Here is a 19,636-nt window from a genome sequence, read left to right as displayed (position 1 = left end):
CCGCCCGTTCACCGGGTGAGCGTGGCGATCGCCTCGACGTGGTGCGAATTCGGGAACAGGTCGTAGGCCTGCACGGAGCGCAGTTCGTAGCCTCCCTCGCGGAAGGTCGCGACGTCCCGGGCCAGCGCGACCGGGTCGCACGCGACGTATACGACCGCTGCGGGAGCGAGACCGACGAGGCCGCGGACGACGTCGCCGCCCGCACCCGAGCGTGGCGGGTCGAGCACCACGACGCCCCTGCTCAGGCGCTCCCGTTCGAGAGCGGATGCGTCGGCGGCCAATGCCGAGATGAACCGGTCCACCCGAGCCGTCAGCGTGCGGGCCGCGAGCCATTCCGCGAGGTTCTCCCCCGCGTGCTCCGTCGCACGCCCGTCGGATTCCACAGAGGTCACCCTGGAGCCTCCCAGCTCGGCGAGGGCGGCGGCGAAGAGCCCGACTCCGCCGTACAGGTCGAGGTGCCACGCGTCGGGATCGGGGCCCTCGGGCGCGATCGAGCGCACGGCCGTCCGCACCGCCGCGTCGAGCGTCTCCGCGGCCAGGCGATGCACCTGCCAGAAGCCGCCGGCATCCACCCGGAATTCCCGCTCCCCCACGCGCTCGATGACGACCTCGCGGCTCTCGGGCGGCGACGACTTGGCGGAATCGGGGCGGTGCAGAACCCGCACGCGGCCGTCGGCCGGCTGCACGAGGTCGATGCGGCCCGGCCTTCCGCCGGCGCGGCGCAAGGCGCTGCGCTGCACGGCGGCCGTCGCCAGGGGATAGTCCTCGACGGGCACGACCGTGTGGCTGCGGGCGGCGAAGGGACCGACCCGCCCGGAGTCGTCCACGTGCAGGCTGACACGGGTGCGCCAGCCGGTTCCGTCATCGGTGTCCGGCTCTCGCACCCCCGCCGGCTCCATCGCGACGGGCATCTCGACGCCACCGAACCGCCGGAGGGAATCGGTCAGCACCTCGAGCTTCAGGGCACGCTGGTGCGACAGTTCGATATGGCCGAAGTCGGCGCCGCCCGGCCGGGACTCCGGCGGGACGTCGACATCGGCCTGGCGCCAGATGTGCGGCCGCCGGTGCGCGGATGCGTTGAGGACCTCGAGCGTGTCCCCTCGCCAGAACGATTTCCTGCCGACATCCGTCAGCCGTGCCCGCACCCGCTCACCCGGGATCGCGTCCGGAACGAAGACGACGCGGCCCTCGTGCCGCGCGACGAAGACGCCTCCATGGGCGACGTTCGTCACGTCGAGTTCGAGGATGTCGCCGGGGTTCGGGCCAGTGGTTTCGGTCACGCTCCGAGCATTCCACAGCGGCTAGCGTGAGGGGATGCAGGTCTGCCTCGCCTCGACGTCACCCGCTCGCCTGATGCTGCTGCGGCAGGCGGGCATCGAGCCCCTGACGCTCGCGCCGGATGTCGACGAGGACGCGGTCATCGAGGGGATCGAGGCCGAGACCGGCCGGACGCTCTCGCCCACCGAGCACGTGCTCGTGCTCGCCCGCCGCAAGGCCGCGGATGTCGCGGATCGGGTGGGCGCCGAGCACCCGGGGTTCGCCGGCATCGTGATCGGCGGCGACTCGATGTTCGAGCTCGACGGCGCCATCCACGGCAAGCCGCACACCGCCGAGGCGGCCACTGCCCGGTGGCAGGCCATGCGCGGTCGCACCGGGGTGCTGCACTCCGGACACAGTGTCTTCCGGGTGGAGCCGGGCGTCGACGCGGTCGAGGCGCACGACGTCGCCGAGGCATCCGTCACGTTCGCCGCCGACATCACCGACGACGAGATCGACGCGTATGTGGCGTCGGAGGAACCGCTGCAGGTCGCCGGCGCGTTCACGATCGACAGCCTCGGAGGGCCGTTCATCGACTCGGTGCACGGCGATCCGTCCACGGTGGTCGGCATGTCGCTGTCGACGGTGCGCCGGCTGGCTCGCGAGCTGGGCGTCTCGTGGCCGAGCCTCTGGAATCGCCGCTCCTAGGCGGGTGTGGGGCGTCGACGGTCGGCGAGCCCATCGTTGTCGACCGGCGAGCCGGTCGTAGACACCCGCACACGTTTCGGCGATGATCTTGTGCCGACCGGTCAAAAGCGGTGCTCCGGCCGTCGGTAGGCTGACGTCCATGCCTGACATCGCCAAGGTCCTGATCGCGAACCGCGGCGAGATCGCCGTGCGCATCATTCGCGCCGCACGGGACTCGGGCATCGCCTCGGTTGCCGTCTACGCCGACCAGGATCGGGACGCGCTGCACACCCGCCTCGCGGACGAGTCGTACGCCCTCGGGGGCTCCACGAGCGCGGAGACCTACCTGCAGATCGACAAGATCCTCTCCGTCGCCCGCCGCTCCGGCGCCGACGCGGTGCACCCCGGCTACGGCTTCCTCGCCGAGAACGCCGCCTTCGCCCGGGCCATCATCGAGGCCGGGCTGACCTGGATCGGACCGTCGCCCGAGGCGATCGAGGCCCTCGGGGACAAGGTGACCGCACGCCACGTCGCAGAGAAGGTCGGCGCGCCCCTGGCGCCCGGCACACCGGGACCCGTCGCCGGTGCGGACGAGGTCGTGGCCTTCGCCCAGGAGTACGGGCTGCCCATCGCGATCAAGGCGGCGTACGGCGGCGGCGGCCGCGGGCTCAAGGTCGCGCGCGAATTCGACGAGATCACCGAGATGTTCGAGTCGGCGACCCGTGAGGCGATCAGCGCCTTCGGCCGCGGAGAATGCTTCGTGGAGAAGTACCTCGACAAGCCCCGCCACGTCGAGACGCAGTGCCTGGCGGATTCCGCGGGCAACGTCGTGGTCATCTCCACCCGGGACTGCTCGCTGCAGCGCCGGCACCAGAAACTCGTCGAGGAGGCACCGGCGCCCTTCCTGACCGAGGAGCAGAACCGGCTCCTCTACGACTCGTCGAAGGCCATCCTCCGCGAGGTCGGATACATCGGAGCCGGCACCTGCGAGTTCCTGATCGGCGCCGATGGGACGGTCTCCTTCCTCGAGGTCAACACGCGCCTGCAGGTCGAGCACCCGGTCTCGGAGGAGATCACGGGCATCGACCTCGTGCGTGAGCAGTTCCGGCTCGCCGCCGGCGGCCTCCTCGACTACGACGACCCGCAGCCGGTCGGCCACTCCATCGAGTTCCGCATCAACGGCGAGGACCCCGGCCGCGGATTCCTGCCGCAGCCCGGCCCCATCCACGTGTTCAAGACGTTCGGCGGCCCCGGCATCCGTCTCGATTCGGGCGTCACCGCGGGTGACACCGTGAGCGGCGCGTTCGACTCGCTGCTCGCGAAGATCATCGTCACCGGTCGCGACCGCGCAGAGGCGCTGGAGCGCAGCCGGCGCGCCCTCGACGAGTTCGAGGTCGCCGGACTGCCGACCGTGCTGCCGTTCCACCGCAAGGTGGTGCGCGACCCGGCGTTCACGGCCACGGACGGGCGCTTCGGCGTCTACACGCGGTGGATCGAGACCGAGTTCGACAACGACATCCCGCCGTGGGACGGCGAGCTCAGCGACCCGAAGCCCGCGGAGGCGCGGCACACGGTGGTCGTCGAGGTGTCGGGCAAGCGGCTCGAGGTGAGCCTTCCCGATCGCATCGTGGCGGCGCCGACGACCATCGGACGACCGGCGGCCGTTCCGCCTTCGCGTCGCAGCCACACCACCACCGTGACCGCCGGAGCCTCCGGCGACGCCGTGAAGTCCCCGATGCAGGCGACGGTCGTCAAGGTCGCGGTGCAGGAGGGTCAGCAGGTCGTCAAGGGCGACCTCGTCATCGTGCTCGAGGCGATGAAGATGGAGCAGCCCCTGCAGGCGCACAAGGACGGCGTGATCGGAACGATCAGCGCCGAAGCCGGCACGACGGTCTCGGCCGGCCATCAGCTGCTGACGATCTCCTAGGCGCGGTCGGCTTCCCAGGCCAGGGCGGCCTCCGAGCCTCCGGGATTCGGCGTCGCGCGGCCACGGTGCGCGCTCTGGAACCACCGCTCACGCTGCAGTTCTCGCCGCGCGCTGCGGGAATCGGCGCCGCACGTGCAGGAATGTACAGCGCGGGCTTGAGGCAACGTCCCGGCCATGGTTTCCGCAGCATGTTGCCGCGCGCTGGACTCATTCTCGCGCTCCGATTCGCGCCGCAGTTCTCGCCGCGCGCCGCGCGAACAGGCGCAACGTGTGCAGGATTGTGCAGCGCGGGAAGGGGCGACGCCGAAACGGCGCCCCGGTGGCGTCCCGAAAACCTATGGCGCGGGCGCGGGCTCGCCCTTATTGACGATGTGCATGGCGCGCGCGGCATCCGTGATGCTGCCCGTGAGCGATGGGTAGACGGCGAAGACGCGGGAGAGCTGGTCCACGGTGAGGCGGCGCTCGGCCGCGATCGCGATCGCGTAAATCAGCTCCGACGCCCGGGGAGCCACTATGGTGCCGCCGATGACCGTGCCGCTGCCCTGGTGGGCGATGATCTTCACGAACCCGTCCTTGATGCCCATCATCTTGGCGCGCGGGTTGGCGGCCAGCGGTAGCTTGTGCACCACGCCGTTGATCTGCCCCTCCTCGATGTCCTGCTGCGAGTAGCCGACCGTCGCGATCTCGGGGGCGGTGAAGATGTTCGCCGTGACGCGGAGCTCCTCGAGCGGGATCACGACGTCGCCCATCGCGTGGAACACCGCCGTGCGCCCCTGCATCGAGGCGACGGAGGCGAGGGGAATGAACGTCGTGCAGTCACCGGCCGCGTAGATGTTCGGCACCGAGGTGCGCGCGACGCGATTGACCTGGATGTTGCCGGACTCCGTCATCTGGATGCCGGCCTGCTCGAGGCCGATGCCGGCCGTGTTCGGGATCGCGCCGACCGCCATGAGGCAGTGGCTCCCCTCGACGACGCGCCCGTCCGTGAGCGTGACGCGGACGCCGTCGCCCGTGTTCTCGACCTTTTCTGCGCGGGACTTCGAAAGGACGTGCATCCCGCCGCGCTTGAAGACCTCCTCGATGACCTTGGCGGCATCCACGTCCTCACCCGGGAGCACCTGCTCACGGCTGGAGATGAGCGTCACCTCGGCGCCGAGGTTCATGTAAGCCGAGGCGAACTCCGCGCCGGTGACGCCCGAGCCGACGACGATGAGGTGCTCGGGGAGGGCCTGCATGTCGTAGAGCTGCGTCCAGGTGAGGATGCGGACGCCGTCGGGCTTCGCGGAAGGCAGCTGGCGGGGCGAGGCGCCGACGGAGATGACGAGGGTGTCGGCCTCCACCCGGTCGAAGTCGGTGCCCCCCGGGCCCGTGGAGACGACGATGGCATTCTCGCCGTCGATGCGGCCGTGGCCGGAGATGATGCGGACCCCCGCGTCGATCAGGGCCGCCCGCATGTCGTCGGACTGCTGCCGGGCCAGCGCGAGCAGTCGCTTGTTGACCCCCGTGAGGTTGATGGCGACCTGCGGCTTGAGCGGCTTGCCGTCCTGGCCCTTCGCGTAGAACTGCACACCGAGATCGGATGCCTCGCTGATGGCCACCGCTGCATCGGCGGTGGCGATCAGGGTCTTGGAGGGCACCACATCCGTGATCACCGCGGACCCGCCGATTCCCGCTCTCTCGACCACGGTCACGTCGGCGCCGAGCTGCGCGGCGGCGAGCGCTGCTTCGTATCCCCCGGGTCCGCCGCCGAGGATCGCGATGCTCTGGGTGCGCTCAAAGGAGATCCACATGCCTCCATTCTTGCCCAGCGGGCTCTCAAGGGGCGACCGGCGCGATCGGAGGTCGCCGGCCGGCCGGACTCCGCGCCGTCTGGCCCCCGGGCGCGGGTGTTCCTAGAGTGGGGGGCATGTCACTCACCGGCAATCCCCTCGATGACCCCGCCGCCGACCCGTTCGAGATCGCGCGCCGGGCCGCCGACGACATCGCCCGCCTCACGGGTGTCGGGCAGCACCACATCGCGCTCACCCTCGGCAGCGGCTGGGGGAAGGCCGCGGAGATCATCGGGGAGACGGTCGCCACGATCCCGGCATCCGAGGTCACCGGCTTCTCTGCGCCCGCGCTGGAGGGCCATGTGGGCACGCTGCGGAGCGTGCGCACCGCCCGCGGCAAGCACGTGCTCGTGATCGGCGCGCGCACGCACTACTACGAAGGCCACGGCGTTCGGCGCGTGGTGCACAGCGTGCGGACCGCGGCGGCCACCGGAGCGCGGACGATGGTGCTGACCAACGGCGCCGGCGGCATCAAGGCGCACTGGAGGCCCGGCCAGCCCGTGCTGATCAGCGATCACATCAACCTCACCGGCGACTCGCCCCTCGAGGGCGCGACCTTCATCGACCTGACCGACCTGTATTCGATGCGGCTGCGCGATCTCGCGCGGAGGGTGGATCCGTCGCTCGACGAAGGCGTGTACTGCCAGTTCCGCGGGCCTCAGTACGAGACGCCTGCCGAGGTGCGCATGGCGAAGACGATCGGCGGGCACATCGTCGGGATGTCCACCGCCCTCGAGGCGATCGCCGCCCGTCAGGCGGGCATGGAGATCCTGGGCTTCTCGCTCATCACGAACATGGCGGCCGGCATCCAGACCACGCCCCTCAGCCATGCCGAGGTGATCGAAGCGGGGAAGACGGCCGAGCCGGTCATCTCGCAGCTGCTCGCCCGCGTTCTCGAGGCGCTGTGAACGCGGCTGTCGCGGACCTCGCCGCCGCGTGGCTGGCACAGGACCCGGATGAGGAGACGCGTGCCGAGCTCTCGGCCCTGATCGCGCGAGCCGAGAACGGCGACGGGGATGCCGAAGCCGAACTGGCCGATCGGTTCGACGGCCGGCTCGCATTCGGCACCGCGGGACTGCGAGGCGAGCTGGGCGCCGGCAGCAATCGCATGAATCGCGTGCTCGTCGCCCAGGCGGCCGGGGGTTTCGCGGCGTATCTGCTCGAGCGGGCGAACACGCCTGTGACGGACGCCGGCGAAGCGCCGACGGTCGTGATCGGATACGACGGCCGCAAGAACTCCCGGGTGTTCGCGGTCGACTCGGCGGAGATCTTCGCCGGTGCGGGGCTGCGTGCGATCCTCCTCCCCCGCCTGCTGCCCACCCCGGTGCTCGCGTTCGCGGTGCGCCATCTCGGAGCCGACGCGGGTGTGATGGTGACCGCCAGTCACAATCCGCCGAACGACAACGGCTACAAGGTGTATCTCGGCGGAGCCGAGGACGGCGCGCAGATCGTCTCGCCGGCGGATGCCGCGATCGCGGCGCACATCGAGCGCGTGGCAGCCGCGGGCCCCGTCTCGCGGCTCCCGCGCTCGTCCGGTTTCGAGACGGCGCTGGAGTCGGTGATCGAGGCCTACGTCGAGGCGACGGCAGAGGTGGCGCCGGCTCCGGAGGCGGCCGAGGAACTCCGGTGGGTGTACACCCCGATGCACGGGGTCGGCTGGGAGACGCTGTCGCGCATCGTCGACCGGGCCGGATACCCGGTGCCCACGCTCGTCGACGAGCAGGTGGAGCCGGACGGCGCCTTCCCCACCGTGGCCTTCCCCAATCCCGAGGAGCCCGGGGCTATGGATCTGGCACTGGAGGCCGCGCGCAGGGCGGGTGCCGAGCTGGTGATCGCCAACGACCCGGATGCCGACCGCCTGGCGGTCGCCGTTCCGGCCGACGTCGTCGGCGGTTGGAGGAGCCTCAGCGGCAACGAGGTCGGGCTGCTGCTCGGCTGGCGAGCGGCGCGCCGGGCGCGCGATGCCAGCGCCGGCCCAGAGGCATCCCTCGCCTGCTCGCTCGTCTCATCGCCGGGACTCCGAACCATCGCGGAGAGCTACGGTCTCGCATTCCACGAGACGCTGACCGGCTTCAAGTGGATCTCGCGCGCCCCCGGCATGGTCTTCGGTTTCGAGGAGGCGCTGGGATACCTCGTGAACCCGGAGACGGTGCGCGACAAGGACGGCATCTCGGCCGCCGTGGCCATCCTGGGGCTCGCGGCGGACGCCCGCGGGCGGGGAAGCTCCCTCGCTGGACTCCTGGAGGAATTCGGCGATGCCTTCGGGCACTTCGCGAGCGGCCAGGTCTCGATCCGGGTCGAGGACGTCTCGATCATCGGCCGGATCATGGCCGCCTTGCGCCAGAATCCGCCCACGCACGTCGGCGAGCCGGCGGTGACCGGCATCGACGATCTGCTGCTCGGGGTGGACGGATTCCCTCCTGGGGACGTGCTGCGCCTCTGGCTGGCGGATGGGTCGCGCGTCATCGTGCGCCCGAGCGGCACCGAGCCCAAGCTCAAGGTCTACCTCGACGCCCGGGGCGAGACGCGTGAGGAGGCGAACGGCCGCATCGCCGCCCTGGAGGCCGCGGCGCGCGCGCTGCTGGACTCGCTCTCTTAGTCCGGCGGGCCGGCGAGGGGCGCTTCCCCGGTGTCGCCGGTCCGTGCTTGACTTCCCGGAGTCGCGCTCGCGACCGCGCACGCGAAGGGACGGACCATGACCGACGACGGCGCCGCTGCGGGGCCGGGTGTCGCGCAGGCGGATGAGGCCGACCGCCCGCACTGGCGGCGGCACATCGTGCTCTTCCTCGGCGGGCAGACGGTGACGCTGTTCGGGTCGATGCTGGTGCAGTACGCCGTGATGTGGCACATCGTCCTGGAGACCGGCTCCGGCGGCATGATGGCGCTTGTCGCCGTCTTCGGCTTCCTGCCGCAGGCGATCGTCTCGGTGTTCGCCGGCGTCTGGGCCGACCGGCACAATCGCAAGTACCTGATCATGGGAGCCGACGGCGCCATCGCCGTGTCCACCCTGGTGCTCGCCGTAGTGCTCATGGCGGGCTACTACGAGCTGTGGCTGATCTTCCTGACCCTGGCCATCCGCTCGGTCGGCGCCGGCATCCAGACCCCCGCGGTGTCGGCGTTCATCCCGCAGATCGTCCCGACCGACAAGCTGATGCGCGTCAACGGCGTCAACGGGGCCATCCAGTCGGGCATGATGCTGCTGGCGCCGGCCGCGGCGGGCGCCCTGTACGTGGCCGCGTCGCTCGTCGCGATCTTCTGGGTCGATGTCATCACGGCGGCGATCGGCATCGCCATCCTCGCGACCATCTCGGTGCCGCCCCTGGTCCGGACGTTCTCGGGCGAGCGCCCGTCGTACATGGCGGACCTCCGCGAGGGGGTGCGCTACGTGGCAGGACACGCGTTCGTTCGGTGGTTCCTCGTGCTCTTCGCCATCGTCTTCGTGCTGACGGTCGCGCCGAGCTACCTGACGCCGCTGATGATCGAGCGATCCTTCAGCACGGGCGTCGCAGACACGGATGCCTGGCTGCTCACGCTGCTCGAGATCTCCTTCAGCATCGGAATGGTCGTCGGCGGCCTCGTGATCGCCGTCTGGGGCGGGATGAAGAACCGCATCACGATGATCATCGTGTCGTCGCTGGCGTTCGGCGCCATCTCGATCGGGCTCGGACTCTCACCGAACGTCTGGGTCTTCTACGGGTTCATGCTGATCTGCGGGCTCGCGGTGCCCTTCTTCTCCACCCCATCGATGACGATCCTCCAGGAGACCGTGGAACCCGATCGGCAGGGCCGGGTCTTCGGCTTCGTCGGCATCGTGATGGCCGTCGCGATGCCGGTCGGGATGCTGGTCTTCGGTCCCCTCGCCGACATCGTGCCGGTGGAGTGGGTGCTGATCGCCGCCGGCATCCTCACGTTCATCGTCGTGGCGCTCGCCGTGTGGCTGCCGTCCGGCCGGCGGGCCGTCGCCGCCGCACACGCCGCCTCGGCGCGGAGCGACTCGACCGGCGCGGAGGCTTCGGCGGCGGCGTTCGCGGCGGGTGACTCCACCGAGGCGGAGGAACAGCCCTCGGCCGCCGAGGCCGATGAGGAGAGGACCCGCCGCGGCTAGGCTCGGTGCGTGCAGTTCATCGAACCGGCCACGCTCGAGGGGACGCACGTCCGCCTCGAGTCACTGTCGCAGGCCCACGCCCACGGACTCCGCGTCGCGGCCGCCGAGCCGGGCATGGAAGACCTCTGGTACACGTGGATTCCGCGGCCGGAGGGCATCCCGGCCGAGATCGAGAGCCGGCTCGCCCGACTCGCCGAGGGCACGATGAATCCGTGGGCCATCCGGCGACTCTCGGATGACCGGGTCGTCGGCATGACGACGTTCTGCAGCATCGACCAGCCCAACCGGCACGTCGAGATCGGCTACACCTGGATCGCCCCCTCGTCCCAGCGCAGCGCGGTCAACAGCGAGGCGAAGCTCCTCCTCCTCACGCACGCGTTCGAATCGTGCGACGCGATCGCCGTGGAGTTTCGCACCCACTGGCTGAACCACCGGTCGCGCGCGGCGATCGAGCGGCTCGGCGCGAAGCAGGACGGCGTGCTGCGCAACCACCGGATCATGCCCGACGGGTCGCTGCGCGACACGGTGGTTTTCTCGATCATCGAGTCGGAGTGGCCGGCCGTCCGCACCGGGCTGCGGGCGCGTCTCGCCGCCGAGCGGAGCTAGGGCGTTCATCGCCCCTCGAGGTCCGCCGACTCGCTCATCGTCCTCTTCTCATCCTTCCATCGGGTTTGGGGCGCATTCCCTTCATCGGGGCGCATCAATCGCGCCCCGGCGGAGCGATCGCGCCCCGAACCAACCCGGCGGCGCGTCGGATAGCGGACCCCGCGATCCCGCGTCAACGGAGCGGGCATCGCTTCCTGCACAGCGGACCCCGCGATCCCACCCTGCACGGGGATGCCCCGGTGTGCCCGCGCGCCGGGACCGAGGCGGCACAGTTCAGCAATGAGCGCCGTCCGCCTACACCGCTACGACGAACAGCTCGCGATGGGGCACTCACCCCGTGCAGTCGCGAGCGCCGTCGCCGCGCAGCGCCTCGTGCGGGTGCGACCCGGGATCTACGCCGATGGAGAGACGTGGGCGGCCGCAACACCGGAGACGCGACTCGTCGCCCGCGCCCGGGCGCTTGCCCTTGTGTCGAAAGTCCCGCCCGTCTTCTCTCACGAGACCGCCGCGGCGGCACACCGCCTGCCTCTGTTCCATCCGCGCACGGACGCTGTGCACGTCATCGTCAGCGCGGAGCGACCGGGAGCGGCAGCCGGAGCCGTGCGCCATAGGGGCGAGCTTCGGAACGAGGATGTCGTGGAGATCGACGGTCTGCGGTGCACATCGCTCGACCGCACGGTGGCCGACATGGCGCGCACGGGGACGTTCGAGCAGGCGGTGGCTGTCACGGATGCCGCTCTCAGAGCGCTGTGCGTCCCAAGGCCGGGCGAGTATCTCCTCGACCGAGCGAATGAGTTCCGGAAGACCGCACGCGACATCGCCCGCAGGTCCGCGCACGGACGAACGCAAGCCGAACGCGTCCTCGCCTTCGCGGACGGCAGAGCCCAATTGCCCGGCGAAAGCATCAGCCGGATTCGCCTCCACGAGCTCGGCTTTCGTCGTGTCCGCCTTCAGGTTCGGGTGTCCGGACCCGGCGGCACGAACTACTACGCGGATTTCGGACTCGACGATGTCGGGGCCCTCGCCGAGTTCGACGGCGCCCTGAAGTACACCGACGGACAGCTACGCGACGGCAGGACGACGGCAGAGGTCTTCGACCGCGAGAAGCAGCGCGAGGATTGGATCCGCGGCAAGAGCCAGCTCCGCTTCGTGCGCTGGGGATGGCCGCACATCCGCACCGCACAGACTCTGGCCGATCGGCTCGTCGCCTTCGGCATCCGACCGCCCTCGTGAGCCGACCGGCGCTCTGATCCTTCTGTTTGGGGCGCATCAGCGACATCGGGGCGCACCGCGCGCGCCCCACCGGAGGGATCGCGCCCCAAACCCGGCTCGCCAGAGGAAGGGCCGGACGGGGGCAGCGCAGGGCCACCTGTGGGAGAATTCGGCCCGCCGCGGGCGAAGGGTCCCGCCCCTCAGCCGTCGATGACGGCGACGAGTTCGTCGAGGAAGCCGGCGAAATCGACACCGCGGCGGACGATCCGCTGCACGCTGTCGCGCTCCGAGAAGACCTCGACCAGCTGCTCGAACACCGTCTGGAACGCGGCGCGATCGCTCTCGCTGAAGGCGACCAGCGCCACGACCTGCACGCGCGCCTCTCCCCACGGGATCGACTGCTCGCCGATGCCGATCGCGATCGAGGTGCGCGTCGCCGTCATCCCCAGCGCGTGCGGCACGGCGAGCGCATCGGTGAACGCCGTGGACGACATCCGCTCGCGCTCGATCGTCCGCTCGACGTAGCCGTCGTCGATCACGCCCTGCGCGACCAGCAGACCGCCGAGGTGCCGGATGACGGCCTCCTCGCCCGCTGTGCCGTCGAGGCCGCGCACGAACGCCGAAGCGTCGAGATAGCGCTCGAGCTCCGCCCGCAGGCGCGCGAGGCGCCGCCCGCGGCGCACACGCCCCGCGGCGGCCGTGACCCGCTCGACGTCGGCGTCGGTGAGGAACGGCTGGATGCGGACGATCCTCTCCGACGGCGTCGGAGGATCGATCGTGGTGAGCACCAGGTCGGTGTCGATCGAGTTCCAGTCGGGGTCGACGCGGGTCTCCACGCCGACGACCTCCACGGCCTGGCCGAGCGAGCGGTCCACGCTGGATCGCAGCAGCTCGTGCAGCTCGTAGTAGCCGGGGCAGACGATCGTCGCCGAGAGCAGCGAGTCGGCGCGGCGGCTGCGCTCCAGGCGCCCGCCGACGTGCATGGCGATGTATGCGATCTCATCGTCGAGGATCGGCACGCCGAGCCGCTCCTGCAGTCCGCTGGCGATGTAGACGGCGACCTCGAAGATCATCGGATACGTCGACTTGATCGACTTGGTCAGCGGGTTGCGCGACCACGCCTGCTCCCTCGCGCGGTGCGTCAGGTTCTGCACGTGCAGCGCGAGACGCAGGATGAAGTCCTCGTGCTCGATGTCGACGAGGAACTCCGCCGCCGCCCCCGTGACGACCTCGCGCACCGCCTGCTCCACCGCGGGCTCGAGGCGCGCCTTGGCCATCCCTGCCGGTGCGGATGCTCCCGGTGCGACCACGCGCGTCAGCACGAGCGTCGCGAGATGCTGGCGGTCCCCCTCGCCCAGGGTGACGCCGAAGTAGCGCTCGGTGAGCGCGCCCAGGATGTCGGCGATCGCCGCCTGCGCGGGCTGTGGGTCGACGTGCACCGCCTCGAGCGCCCGGTTGCGCGAGACCCGGTCGGCGGCGATCGCGATGTGCATCACGACATCCGAGATGCCGTACTCGTTGACGAAGTAGCCGAGCGCGCCGAGGTCGGCGACGAGCGCGGTCTTGAACGGCCCGAACGCGTCGGGGTCGATCGCGCCGGATCCGAGCGTGCGCCGGAGCGCCTCGAGGTCGAAGGCGCCCTCGTCCATCTCGTCGTGCGCCAAGCGGCTGAGCAGGCGCCGCTGCGCGACCTCCGTCCCCCGAAGCCGGCCACGCGCCGCCGAGCGCTCGAGGGTCAGACCGGTGCCGCCGAGCAGAGCCCGCACCCGCGCGAGGTCCGCCTCCAGGGTCGCCGCGCTCACGTGGAGCCCGTCGGCGGTCTGGAAGACGTCGATGCCGTCGTCCGCGTCGAGCAGGGCGCGGACGACGAAGTGCAGCCGGTCCCGCGGGGTCGACGAGTCTTGACCGCCGGCGGCGCGAAGAGCGGCGACGGCCGGCCGATGCGCCCGATACCCCTGCGGACCCGACTCGATCGCGTCGCCGGTCGGCGTGCGGGAGTTCAGCGCCGTCACATACGAGCGGATGCTGCGGGGCGTCACTCCGAGGGCGTCTGCGAGCGTGGCGGCGGTGGCCCAGTCGTTGTCACGGACCAGCAGCGACAGGAGGCGGTCCTGTCGCTCTCTCGTCACCGTCCGTCCTCTCGCTTCGCTGCGTACGGGTTGGGTGCTAGTCAACCACGCGGCGGGAGGGCACCAGCCCGATCGCGGCGCCACCGTGGGGCCGCCTTTCCGCCCGGGAGGAAAGCGTCGTGGTTGTCCCCTCTCAGCCTTTTCACAAGAATGGCCGAAGTGGGAAGGCGATCGATGAGGATCCTCGTGGTGTGCGGTGCCGGTGCGTCCAGTACTTTCGTGGCGCAGCGCGTGCGTCACGCCGCCCAGGCCGAGGGACTGCCGTACCTCGCCTTCGCCGGCACCGAGCAGTCCCTGCCGATCGACCTCGACTCGGCCGACATGGTGCTGGTGGGGCCGCACATGGCGCATGCCATGGACCGCATCCAACACGACGCCGACTGGCGTGGCGCCAAGATCGTGCTCCTGCCGGACGATATCTTCACAGACCTCGACGGCACCCGCACGCTCGCCCTGGTGCGCGCGGCCGTCGCACAAGACCCAGACGGCGAAGCCGTCGTAGAAGACCCAGACGGCGAAGCCGTCGTAGAAGACCCAGACGACGCCGCCGCCGCGGCATCCCGCTGATCAGGAAGGAACACCATGACCGCCGTCACCCGCACCGTGCGCATCGGCTCTTCGCATGGCCTGCACGCCCGCCCGGCCAAGATGTTCGCCCAGGCTGCCAAGGACTCCGGGCTGACGGTGACGGTGGCCAAGGACTCCGGCAAGCCGGTGAACGCGGCCAGCATCCTCGGCGTCATCTCGCTCGGCGTCGAGCAGGGCGACTACGTCACGCTGAGCACCGAGGGCGACGGGGCCGAGGCGACGCTCGACACCCTGTCAGAGCTGCTCACCACCGACCACGACGCCGAGTGAGACGACCCGCGCATGGCTGAATTGAGAGGTGTCGGCATCGGCCTGGGCGTCGCCCAGGGTCCCGTCGCACGGATGGCGGAGCCGCTGCCCGCTCCCAGCGACGCACCCAGCGAGCGCACGCTCGAGGAGGAGACCACGCGGGTGCGGGAGGCCGTCGGGGTGGTCGCCCGCGAGCTGGAGCAGCGGGGCGCGCTGGCCGGCGGTGCGGCCCAGGACGTGCTCGAAGCGCAGGCGATGATGGCCGAGGATCCATCGCTCGAAACCGAGATCGACGCCCGCCTCGCGCAGGGCAGGACGGCCGAGTGGGCCGTGTACGACGCATTCGCGTCGTTCCGAGACACGCTCACTGCGATGGGGGGCTATCTCGGTGAGCGGGCTGCGGACCTCGACGATGTCGCCCAGCGCGTCATCGCGAGGCTTCGCGGAGTACCGGCCCCCGGTGTGCCCGACCCGGGGCATCCGTTCGTGCTGGTGGCGAAGGACCTCGCGCCGGCCGACACGGCGCTGCTCGATCTCGACAAGGTGCTCGCGCTCATCACGACCGAGGGCGGTCCCACCTCGCACACCGCGATCCTCGCTCGCGAGAAGTCCATCGTCGCCGTCGTCGGCGCCGTGGGGGCGAAGGGCCTGCTCGAGGGCCAGACGGTGATCGTGGATGCCGCCAGCGGCGTCGTGACGACGGAGCCGACCGCCGAGGAGCTCGACCGGGCGCAGAACCGCGCGGCGGCCAGGGCATCCGCGGCGTCCGCCCCCATCACCGACGGAGCGCTCGCGGACGGCACGAAGGTCCCGCTGCTCGCGAACCTCGGAAACCCCGACGGGGCCGTGGATGCCGTGGCCCTCGGCGCCGAGGGCGTCGGGCTGTTCCGCACCGAGTTCCTCTTCCTCAGCTCCAGCCAGGCGCCGACGATCGAGCAGCAGCGCGTCTCATACGAGAAGCTGCTCGCGGCCTTCCCGGGCCAGAAGGTCGTCGTGCGGGTGCTGGATGCCGGAGCCGACAAGCCGCTCCCGTTCCTGAACGACGCTCACGAGGAGAACCCGGCCCTCGGACTCCGCGGAATCCGCGCGCTGCGCGCCAGTGAGGACATCCTCCGAGAGCAGCTGACCGCGCTGGCAGAAGCGGATGCCGCCACCAGGGCGAACGGGGGCGGGGCCGACCTGTGGGTGATGGCTCCGATGGTGGCCACGGTCGAGGAGACCGAGTACTTCGTCACCCTCGCCCGCGACTACGGCGTGAAGACCGCCGGCGTGATGGTCGAGGTGCCCTCCAGCGCCCTGCTGGCGGACCGCGTGCTCAAGTACGCCGATTTCGCCTCCATCGGCACCAACGACCTGACGCAGTACACGCTCGCCGCCGACCGCCTGCTGGGCTCGGTGGCCTCGTTCCAGGACCCGTGGCACCCCGCGGTGCTCCGCCTCATTCGCGAGGTGGGCGCCGCAGGACAGAGCCTCGGCAAGCCCGTCGGCATCTGCGGGGAGGCGGCGGCCGATCCGCTGCTCGCCGTCGTGCTCGTCGGGCTCGGTGCCACGACTCTGTCGATGGCTCCCACCGCGCTCGCCGACGTGCGGGCCACCCTCCTCCAACACTCCCTCGAGGATGCTCGCCGCATCGCCGAGGCCGCCCTCGCCGCGGATGACGCGGCGACCGCAAGAACCGCGGCGCAAGAGGCCGCGACCCGATAGGCCGCCGACGCGGCCGCAGAAAACTCACACCAAGGGAGACACAGCAAATGACAACGGCGTCGACGCCCGTAAAGGGCACCAGCCGGGCACGGGTCGGAGTCCAGCGCTTCGGTACCTACCTCTCCGGCATGATCATGCCGAACATCCCCGCGCTCATCGCGTGGGGCATCTTCACCGCGTTCTTCATCCAGGTGGGGTGGACCCCCAACGCGGACCTCGCGACCATCGTCGGTCCGTTCATCCACTACCTGCTGCCGATCATCATCGCCTACACCGGTGGCAACATCGTCTACGGCGTGCGAGGCGGCGTCGTAGCCTCGATCGGCGTCATGGGTGCGATCGCAGGATCGGACTTCCTCATCGCGCAGATCAACGCGACCCTGCCCGAGGACAACCAACTCGGACAGGTGCACATGTTCATCGGCGCGATGATCATGGCGCCGCTCGCGGCGTACACCATGAAGTGGCTCGACAGCCTCTGGGAGGGCAAGATCAAGGCGGGCTTCGAGATGCTCGTCAACATGTTCTCCGCCGGCATCTGGGGCTTCGTCATGGCCGTCGTCGGGTTCTACCCCGTCGCCTGGCTCGTCAACGGCCTCATGCGGGTTCTCAGTAATGCGGTGGACTGGCTCGTGGAGATGAATCTGCTGCCTCTGACGAGCATCATCATCGAGCCGGCCAAGGTGCTGTTCCTCAACAACGCCATCAACCACGGCGTGCTGACGCCCCTGGGCATCCAGCAGGCGGCGGACGACGGCTCCTCGATCCTCTTCCTTCTCGAGGCGAACCCCGGTCCGGGTGTGGGTCTGCTGCTGGCGTTCACCTTCTTCGGCATCGGGGCCGCGCGCGCCTCGGCTCCGGGCGCCGCCGTGATCCAGTTCTTCGGCGGCATCCACGAGGTGTACTTCCCGTACGCGCTCATGAAGCCGATGGTCATCCTTGCTCTCATCGCGGGCGGCGCGACCGGCGTCACCACGAACATGCTGCTCGGCGGCGCGCTTCGCGCTCCGGCGGCCCCAGGCAGCATCTTCGCGGTGCTCGCCCAGACGGCCACGGGGGCGTATTTCGCCGTCATCCTGTCGGTGATCCTCGCTGCCGCAGTCACTTTCGTCCTGACGGCGCTCATCCTCCGAGCCTCGCGGACGCGCGACCTCGAGGCGATGGCTGCCACCGATGACGCGTTCGGCGCGGCCATCACCCAGACCGAGGCCGCCAAGGGCAAGTCGTCCGACGCTCTCGGCGGTCTTCGCGGAGGAGCGGCGAGCGCGGCGGGCGGCGGCATCGAGCCCGCGGTGATGACCGAGCGCCAGATCAAGAACATCGTCTTCGCGTGCGACGCCGGCATGGGGTCATCCGCGATGGGCGCGAGCGTGCTGCGCAACAAGATCAAGAAGGCGGGCATCGAAGACGTCACGGTCGTGAACAAGGCGATCGCGGCGCTCGACAAGTCCGCCGATCTCGTGATCACGCAGAACCAGCTGACCGACCGCGCTCGCCAGCAGACGCCGAACTCCGTGCACGTCTCGGTCGACAACTTCATGAACTCGCCGAAGTACGAGGAGGTCGTAGACCTCGTGCGCGCCCAGCACAAGGATGGTGCGTAGGCGATAAGACCGCTGCGGGGCCGGGCGGCGCGATGCCCCCGGCCCCGTGGCCCTTTCCATCCGCCGGCAATGAGCGCGGCGAAGCGGCGCTGAGCGCCGCATCCATCGAGAGAAAGGCAACACCATGGCACGCGACGTCCTCGCAGTCGGACAGGTCCGCATCCACTCCGGCAGCGCCACGCGGGAAGAGGCGATGAGAGAGGCGGCCGACATCCTCGAGGCGGCGGGTGCGGTCACGAGCGGATACTTCGACGCGATGCAGCAGCGGGAGGAGACCGTCTCGACCTACATGGGCAACGAGCTCGCCATCCCGCACGGCACGAACGAGACGAAGAACACCATCCTCGGCTCGGCCCTGTCGGTCGTCCGCTACGACGGCGGCGTGGACTGGGGCGGCGAGCCGGTCACGTTCGTGGTGGGCATCGCGGGCAAGGGCGACGAGCACCTCGAGATCCTCTCCCAGATCGCGCTCCTCTTCTCCGACGACGACGACGTCGCGCGTCTCAAGAACGCGGGCACCCCCGAGGAGCTGTACGGCATCCTGAGCGCGGTCAACGAGTCATGAAGGCCGTCCACTTCGGCGCGGGAAACATCGGCCGGGGGTTCGTCGGACTGCTGCTGCACGAGGGCGGCTACGAGCTGGTCTTCTCGGATGTCGCCGCCAACCTGGTCGACGCGATCAATGCGCACTCGTCCTACACCGTGCACGAGGTGGGCGATGGGGGCGTCGACAAGGTCGTCACGGGGTTTCGCGCTCTCAACAGCGCGACGCATGCGCAGGACGTCATCGAAGAGATCGCGACCGCGAACGTCGTGACGACCGCCGTCGGTCCGACGATCCTCAGGTTCGTCGCCCCGCTCGTGCTGGCCGGCCTCGCCATGCGGGATCCGTCGGCCTCCCCGCTGCAGATCATGGCGTGCGAGAACGCCATCGATGCGACCGACCTGCTGCAGGACGAGATCCGGACGCAGGCCGGTGACTCGTGGGACGGCCTCGCTTCGCGAGCGGTGTTCGCCAACACGGCGGTCGACCGGATCGTTCCTGCTCAGGACCCCGGCGAGGGCATCGACGTCACGGTCGAGCCGTTCTACGAGTGGGCCATCGAGCGACCGCCGTTCGGCGACGACCCGCCCCGCATCCCGGGGGCGCACTTCGTCGGCGAGCTGGCTCCCTACATCGAGCGCAAGCTCTTCACCGTCAACACCGGACATGCCGCGACGGCGTACTTCGGAGCGCAGGCGGGGGTCGAGAAGATCTCCGACGCCCTCGCCGACGAGTCGATCGCCGTCCGCGTCGCGGCAGCCCTGGAGGAGACATCCGCCCTTCTCGCCGCAAAGCACGGGCTGGATCCGGCCGACCTCGCCGAGTATCGGGCGACGATCCTTCAGCGGTTCCGCAACCCCGCGCTGCCCGACACGGTGTGGCGGGTCGGTCGGCAGCCGCTGCGCAAGCTGTCGCGGCACGAGCGCTTCGTCGGCCCGGCGGCGGAGGCGTCGGAGCGCGGCCTCGGCGTGGACGCCCTGCTCGGCGCCATGGGGGCGGCGCTGGCGTTCGACGACTCAGAGGACCCGCAGGCGGTCGACCTGGAGCGCATGCTTCGCGAATCGGATGCCGCAGCCTTCACGGCCGAGGTGACCGGCCTCGAGCCGTCGCACCCGCTGTTCCCGCGCGTAAAGGCTCTCGTGGAGCAGCGGCAGTCTGAGCTCGCGTAGCCTGACTCAGTGACCGCCGACTCCTC

The 19,636-nt window shown here is 70.3% G+C and carries 16 protein-coding genes; 13 read left to right on the top strand and 3 right to left on the bottom strand.

The window, feature by feature from the left end; genetic code table 11:
• Positions 1 to 8: 8 nt before the first annotated feature.
• Complete coding sequence (locus ACLQ2Q_RS01070) at positions 9 to 1,280, bottom strand: class I SAM-dependent RNA methyltransferase (protein ID WP_425817069.1); 1,272 nt, start codon at positions 1,278 to 1,280, stop codon at positions 9 to 11.
• A 34-nt stretch (positions 1,281 to 1,314) separates the two neighbouring features.
• On the opposite strand from ACLQ2Q_RS01070, the gene ACLQ2Q_RS01065 reads away from it, so the two are divergent.
• Both ACLQ2Q_RS01065 and ACLQ2Q_RS01060 read left to right on the top strand, forming a co-directional pair.
• Positions 1,315 to 1,965, top strand: a complete 651-nt coding sequence (locus ACLQ2Q_RS01065) for a Maf family protein (protein ID WP_425817067.1) — start codon at positions 1,315 to 1,317, stop codon at positions 1,963 to 1,965.
• Between the two features lie 139 nt (positions 1,966 to 2,104).
• Entirely contained in the window at positions 2,105 to 3,871 is a 1,767-nt protein-coding gene (locus tag ACLQ2Q_RS01060) for an acetyl/propionyl/methylcrotonyl-CoA carboxylase subunit alpha (protein WP_425817065.1), read from the top strand.
• A gap of 335 nt (positions 3,872 to 4,206) precedes the next feature.
• On the opposite strand, the gene ACLQ2Q_RS01055 is transcribed toward ACLQ2Q_RS01060, so the two are convergent.
• A complete protein-coding gene (locus tag ACLQ2Q_RS01055; RefSeq protein WP_425817063.1) occupies positions 4,207 to 5,661 on the bottom strand; it encodes an NAD(P)H-quinone dehydrogenase in 1,455 nt (484 codons plus the stop codon).
• Positions 5,662 to 5,777: 116 nt separating this feature from the next.
• On the opposite strand from ACLQ2Q_RS01055, the gene ACLQ2Q_RS01050 reads away from it, so the two are divergent.
• The 5 genes from ACLQ2Q_RS01050 to ACLQ2Q_RS01030 all read left to right on the top strand — a co-directional run bounded on the left by ACLQ2Q_RS01050 (position 5,778) and on the right by ACLQ2Q_RS01030 (position 11,644).
• Complete coding sequence (locus tag ACLQ2Q_RS01050; protein WP_425817061.1) at positions 5,778 to 6,608, top strand: purine-nucleoside phosphorylase; 831 nt, start codon at positions 5,778 to 5,780, stop codon at positions 6,606 to 6,608.
• Positions 6,605 to 8,299, top strand: coding sequence for a phospho-sugar mutase (locus tag ACLQ2Q_RS01045; protein WP_425817059.1), 1,695 nt, complete (start codon positions 6,605 to 6,607; stop codon positions 8,297 to 8,299). Before ACLQ2Q_RS01050 ends, ACLQ2Q_RS01045 begins: the two co-directional genes overlap by 4 nt.
• A gap of 96 nt (positions 8,300 to 8,395) precedes the next feature.
• Positions 8,396 to 9,805, top strand: a complete 1,410-nt coding sequence (locus ACLQ2Q_RS01040) for an MFS transporter (RefSeq protein ID WP_425817057.1) — start codon at positions 8,396 to 8,398, stop codon at positions 9,803 to 9,805.
• 9 nt (positions 9,806 to 9,814) lie between these two features.
• Entirely contained in the window at positions 9,815 to 10,411 is a 597-nt protein-coding gene (locus ACLQ2Q_RS01035) for a GNAT family N-acetyltransferase (RefSeq protein WP_425817056.1), read from the top strand.
• A gap of 279 nt (positions 10,412 to 10,690) precedes the next feature.
• On the top strand, positions 10,691 to 11,644 hold the full coding sequence (locus tag ACLQ2Q_RS01030; protein ID WP_425817054.1) for a hypothetical protein: 954 nt from the start codon (positions 10,691 to 10,693) through the stop codon (positions 11,642 to 11,644).
• 179 nt (positions 11,645 to 11,823) lie between these two features.
• Here ACLQ2Q_RS01030 and ACLQ2Q_RS01025 read toward each other — a convergent pair whose 3' ends face one another.
• Positions 11,824 to 13,752 (bottom strand): BglG family transcription antiterminator, encoded by a 1,929-nt coding sequence (locus ACLQ2Q_RS01025; protein ID WP_425817052.1) that lies wholly within the window; start codon positions 13,750 to 13,752, stop codon positions 11,824 to 11,826.
• A 174-nt stretch (positions 13,753 to 13,926) separates the two neighbouring features.
• Between ACLQ2Q_RS01025 and ACLQ2Q_RS01020 the strand changes: the two genes are divergently transcribed.
• The 6 genes from ACLQ2Q_RS01020 to ACLQ2Q_RS00995 all read left to right on the top strand — a co-directional run bounded on the left by ACLQ2Q_RS01020 (position 13,927) and on the right by ACLQ2Q_RS00995 (position 19,610).
• Positions 13,927 to 14,319, top strand: coding sequence for a PTS sugar transporter subunit IIB (locus ACLQ2Q_RS01020; RefSeq protein WP_425817050.1), 393 nt, complete (start codon positions 13,927 to 13,929; stop codon positions 14,317 to 14,319).
• 15 nt (positions 14,320 to 14,334) lie between these two features.
• On the top strand, positions 14,335 to 14,610 hold the full coding sequence (locus ACLQ2Q_RS01015) for an HPr family phosphocarrier protein (protein WP_425817048.1): 276 nt from the start codon (positions 14,335 to 14,337) through the stop codon (positions 14,608 to 14,610).
• 12 nt (positions 14,611 to 14,622) lie between these two features.
• Positions 14,623 to 16,293, top strand: coding sequence for a phosphoenolpyruvate--protein phosphotransferase (gene ptsP / locus ACLQ2Q_RS01010; protein ID WP_425817046.1), 1,671 nt, complete (start codon positions 14,623 to 14,625; stop codon positions 16,291 to 16,293).
• A 47-nt stretch (positions 16,294 to 16,340) separates the two neighbouring features.
• Complete coding sequence (locus ACLQ2Q_RS01005; protein ID WP_425817044.1) at positions 16,341 to 17,897, top strand: PTS mannitol transporter subunit IICB; 1,557 nt, start codon at positions 16,341 to 16,343, stop codon at positions 17,895 to 17,897.
• A 124-nt stretch (positions 17,898 to 18,021) separates the two neighbouring features.
• Positions 18,022 to 18,462, top strand: coding sequence for a PTS sugar transporter subunit IIA (locus ACLQ2Q_RS01000; protein WP_425817042.1), 441 nt, complete (start codon positions 18,022 to 18,024; stop codon positions 18,460 to 18,462).
• Positions 18,459 to 19,610: a mannitol-1-phosphate 5-dehydrogenase gene (locus tag ACLQ2Q_RS00995; protein ID WP_425817040.1), complete on the top strand. Its 1,152-nt coding sequence runs from the start codon at positions 18,459 to 18,461 to the stop codon at positions 19,608 to 19,610. Before ACLQ2Q_RS01000 ends, ACLQ2Q_RS00995 begins: the two co-directional genes overlap by 4 nt.
• Positions 19,611 to 19,636 lie beyond the last annotated feature (26 nt).

Source organism: Microbacterium sp. DT81.1 (assembly GCF_049844955.1).
GTDB lineage: Bacteria > Actinomycetota > Actinomycetes > Actinomycetales > Microbacteriaceae > Microbacterium.
This window is presented reverse-complemented; position numbering and strand designations above follow the sequence as displayed.

Excerpts from the sequence above, each read along its gene's own strand:
- ptsP (WP_425817046.1), top strand. The coding sequence starts at position 14,623 with ATGGCTGAATTGAGAGGTGTCGGCATCGGCCTGGGCGTCGCCCAGGGT.
- ACLQ2Q_RS01020 (WP_425817050.1), top strand. The coding sequence starts at position 13,927 with ATGAGGATCCTCGTGGTGTGCGGTGCCGGTGCGTCCAGTACTTTCGTG.
- ACLQ2Q_RS01030 (WP_425817054.1), top strand. The coding sequence starts at position 10,691 with ATGAGCGCCGTCCGCCTACACCGCTACGACGAACAGCTCGCGATGGGG.
- ACLQ2Q_RS01000 (WP_425817042.1), top strand. The coding sequence starts at position 18,022 with ATGGCACGCGACGTCCTCGCAGTCGGACAGGTCCGCATCCACTCCGGC.
- ACLQ2Q_RS01055 (WP_425817063.1), bottom strand. The coding sequence starts at position 5,661 with ATGTGGATCTCCTTTGAGCGCACCCAGAGCATCGCGATCCTCGGCGGC.
- ACLQ2Q_RS01060 (WP_425817065.1), top strand. The coding sequence starts at position 2,105 with ATGCCTGACATCGCCAAGGTCCTGATCGCGAACCGCGGCGAGATCGCC.
- ACLQ2Q_RS00995 (WP_425817040.1), top strand. The coding sequence starts at position 18,459 with ATGAAGGCCGTCCACTTCGGCGCGGGAAACATCGGCCGGGGGTTCGTC.
- ACLQ2Q_RS01005 (WP_425817044.1), top strand. The coding sequence starts at position 16,341 with ATGACAACGGCGTCGACGCCCGTAAAGGGCACCAGCCGGGCACGGGTC.
- ACLQ2Q_RS01015 (WP_425817048.1), top strand. The coding sequence starts at position 14,335 with ATGACCGCCGTCACCCGCACCGTGCGCATCGGCTCTTCGCATGGCCTG.
- ACLQ2Q_RS01065 (WP_425817067.1), top strand. The coding sequence starts at position 1,315 with ATGCAGGTCTGCCTCGCCTCGACGTCACCCGCTCGCCTGATGCTGCTG.
- ACLQ2Q_RS01050 (WP_425817061.1), top strand. The coding sequence starts at position 5,778 with ATGTCACTCACCGGCAATCCCCTCGATGACCCCGCCGCCGACCCGTTC.
- ACLQ2Q_RS01040 (WP_425817057.1), top strand. The coding sequence starts at position 8,396 with ATGACCGACGACGGCGCCGCTGCGGGGCCGGGTGTCGCGCAGGCGGAT.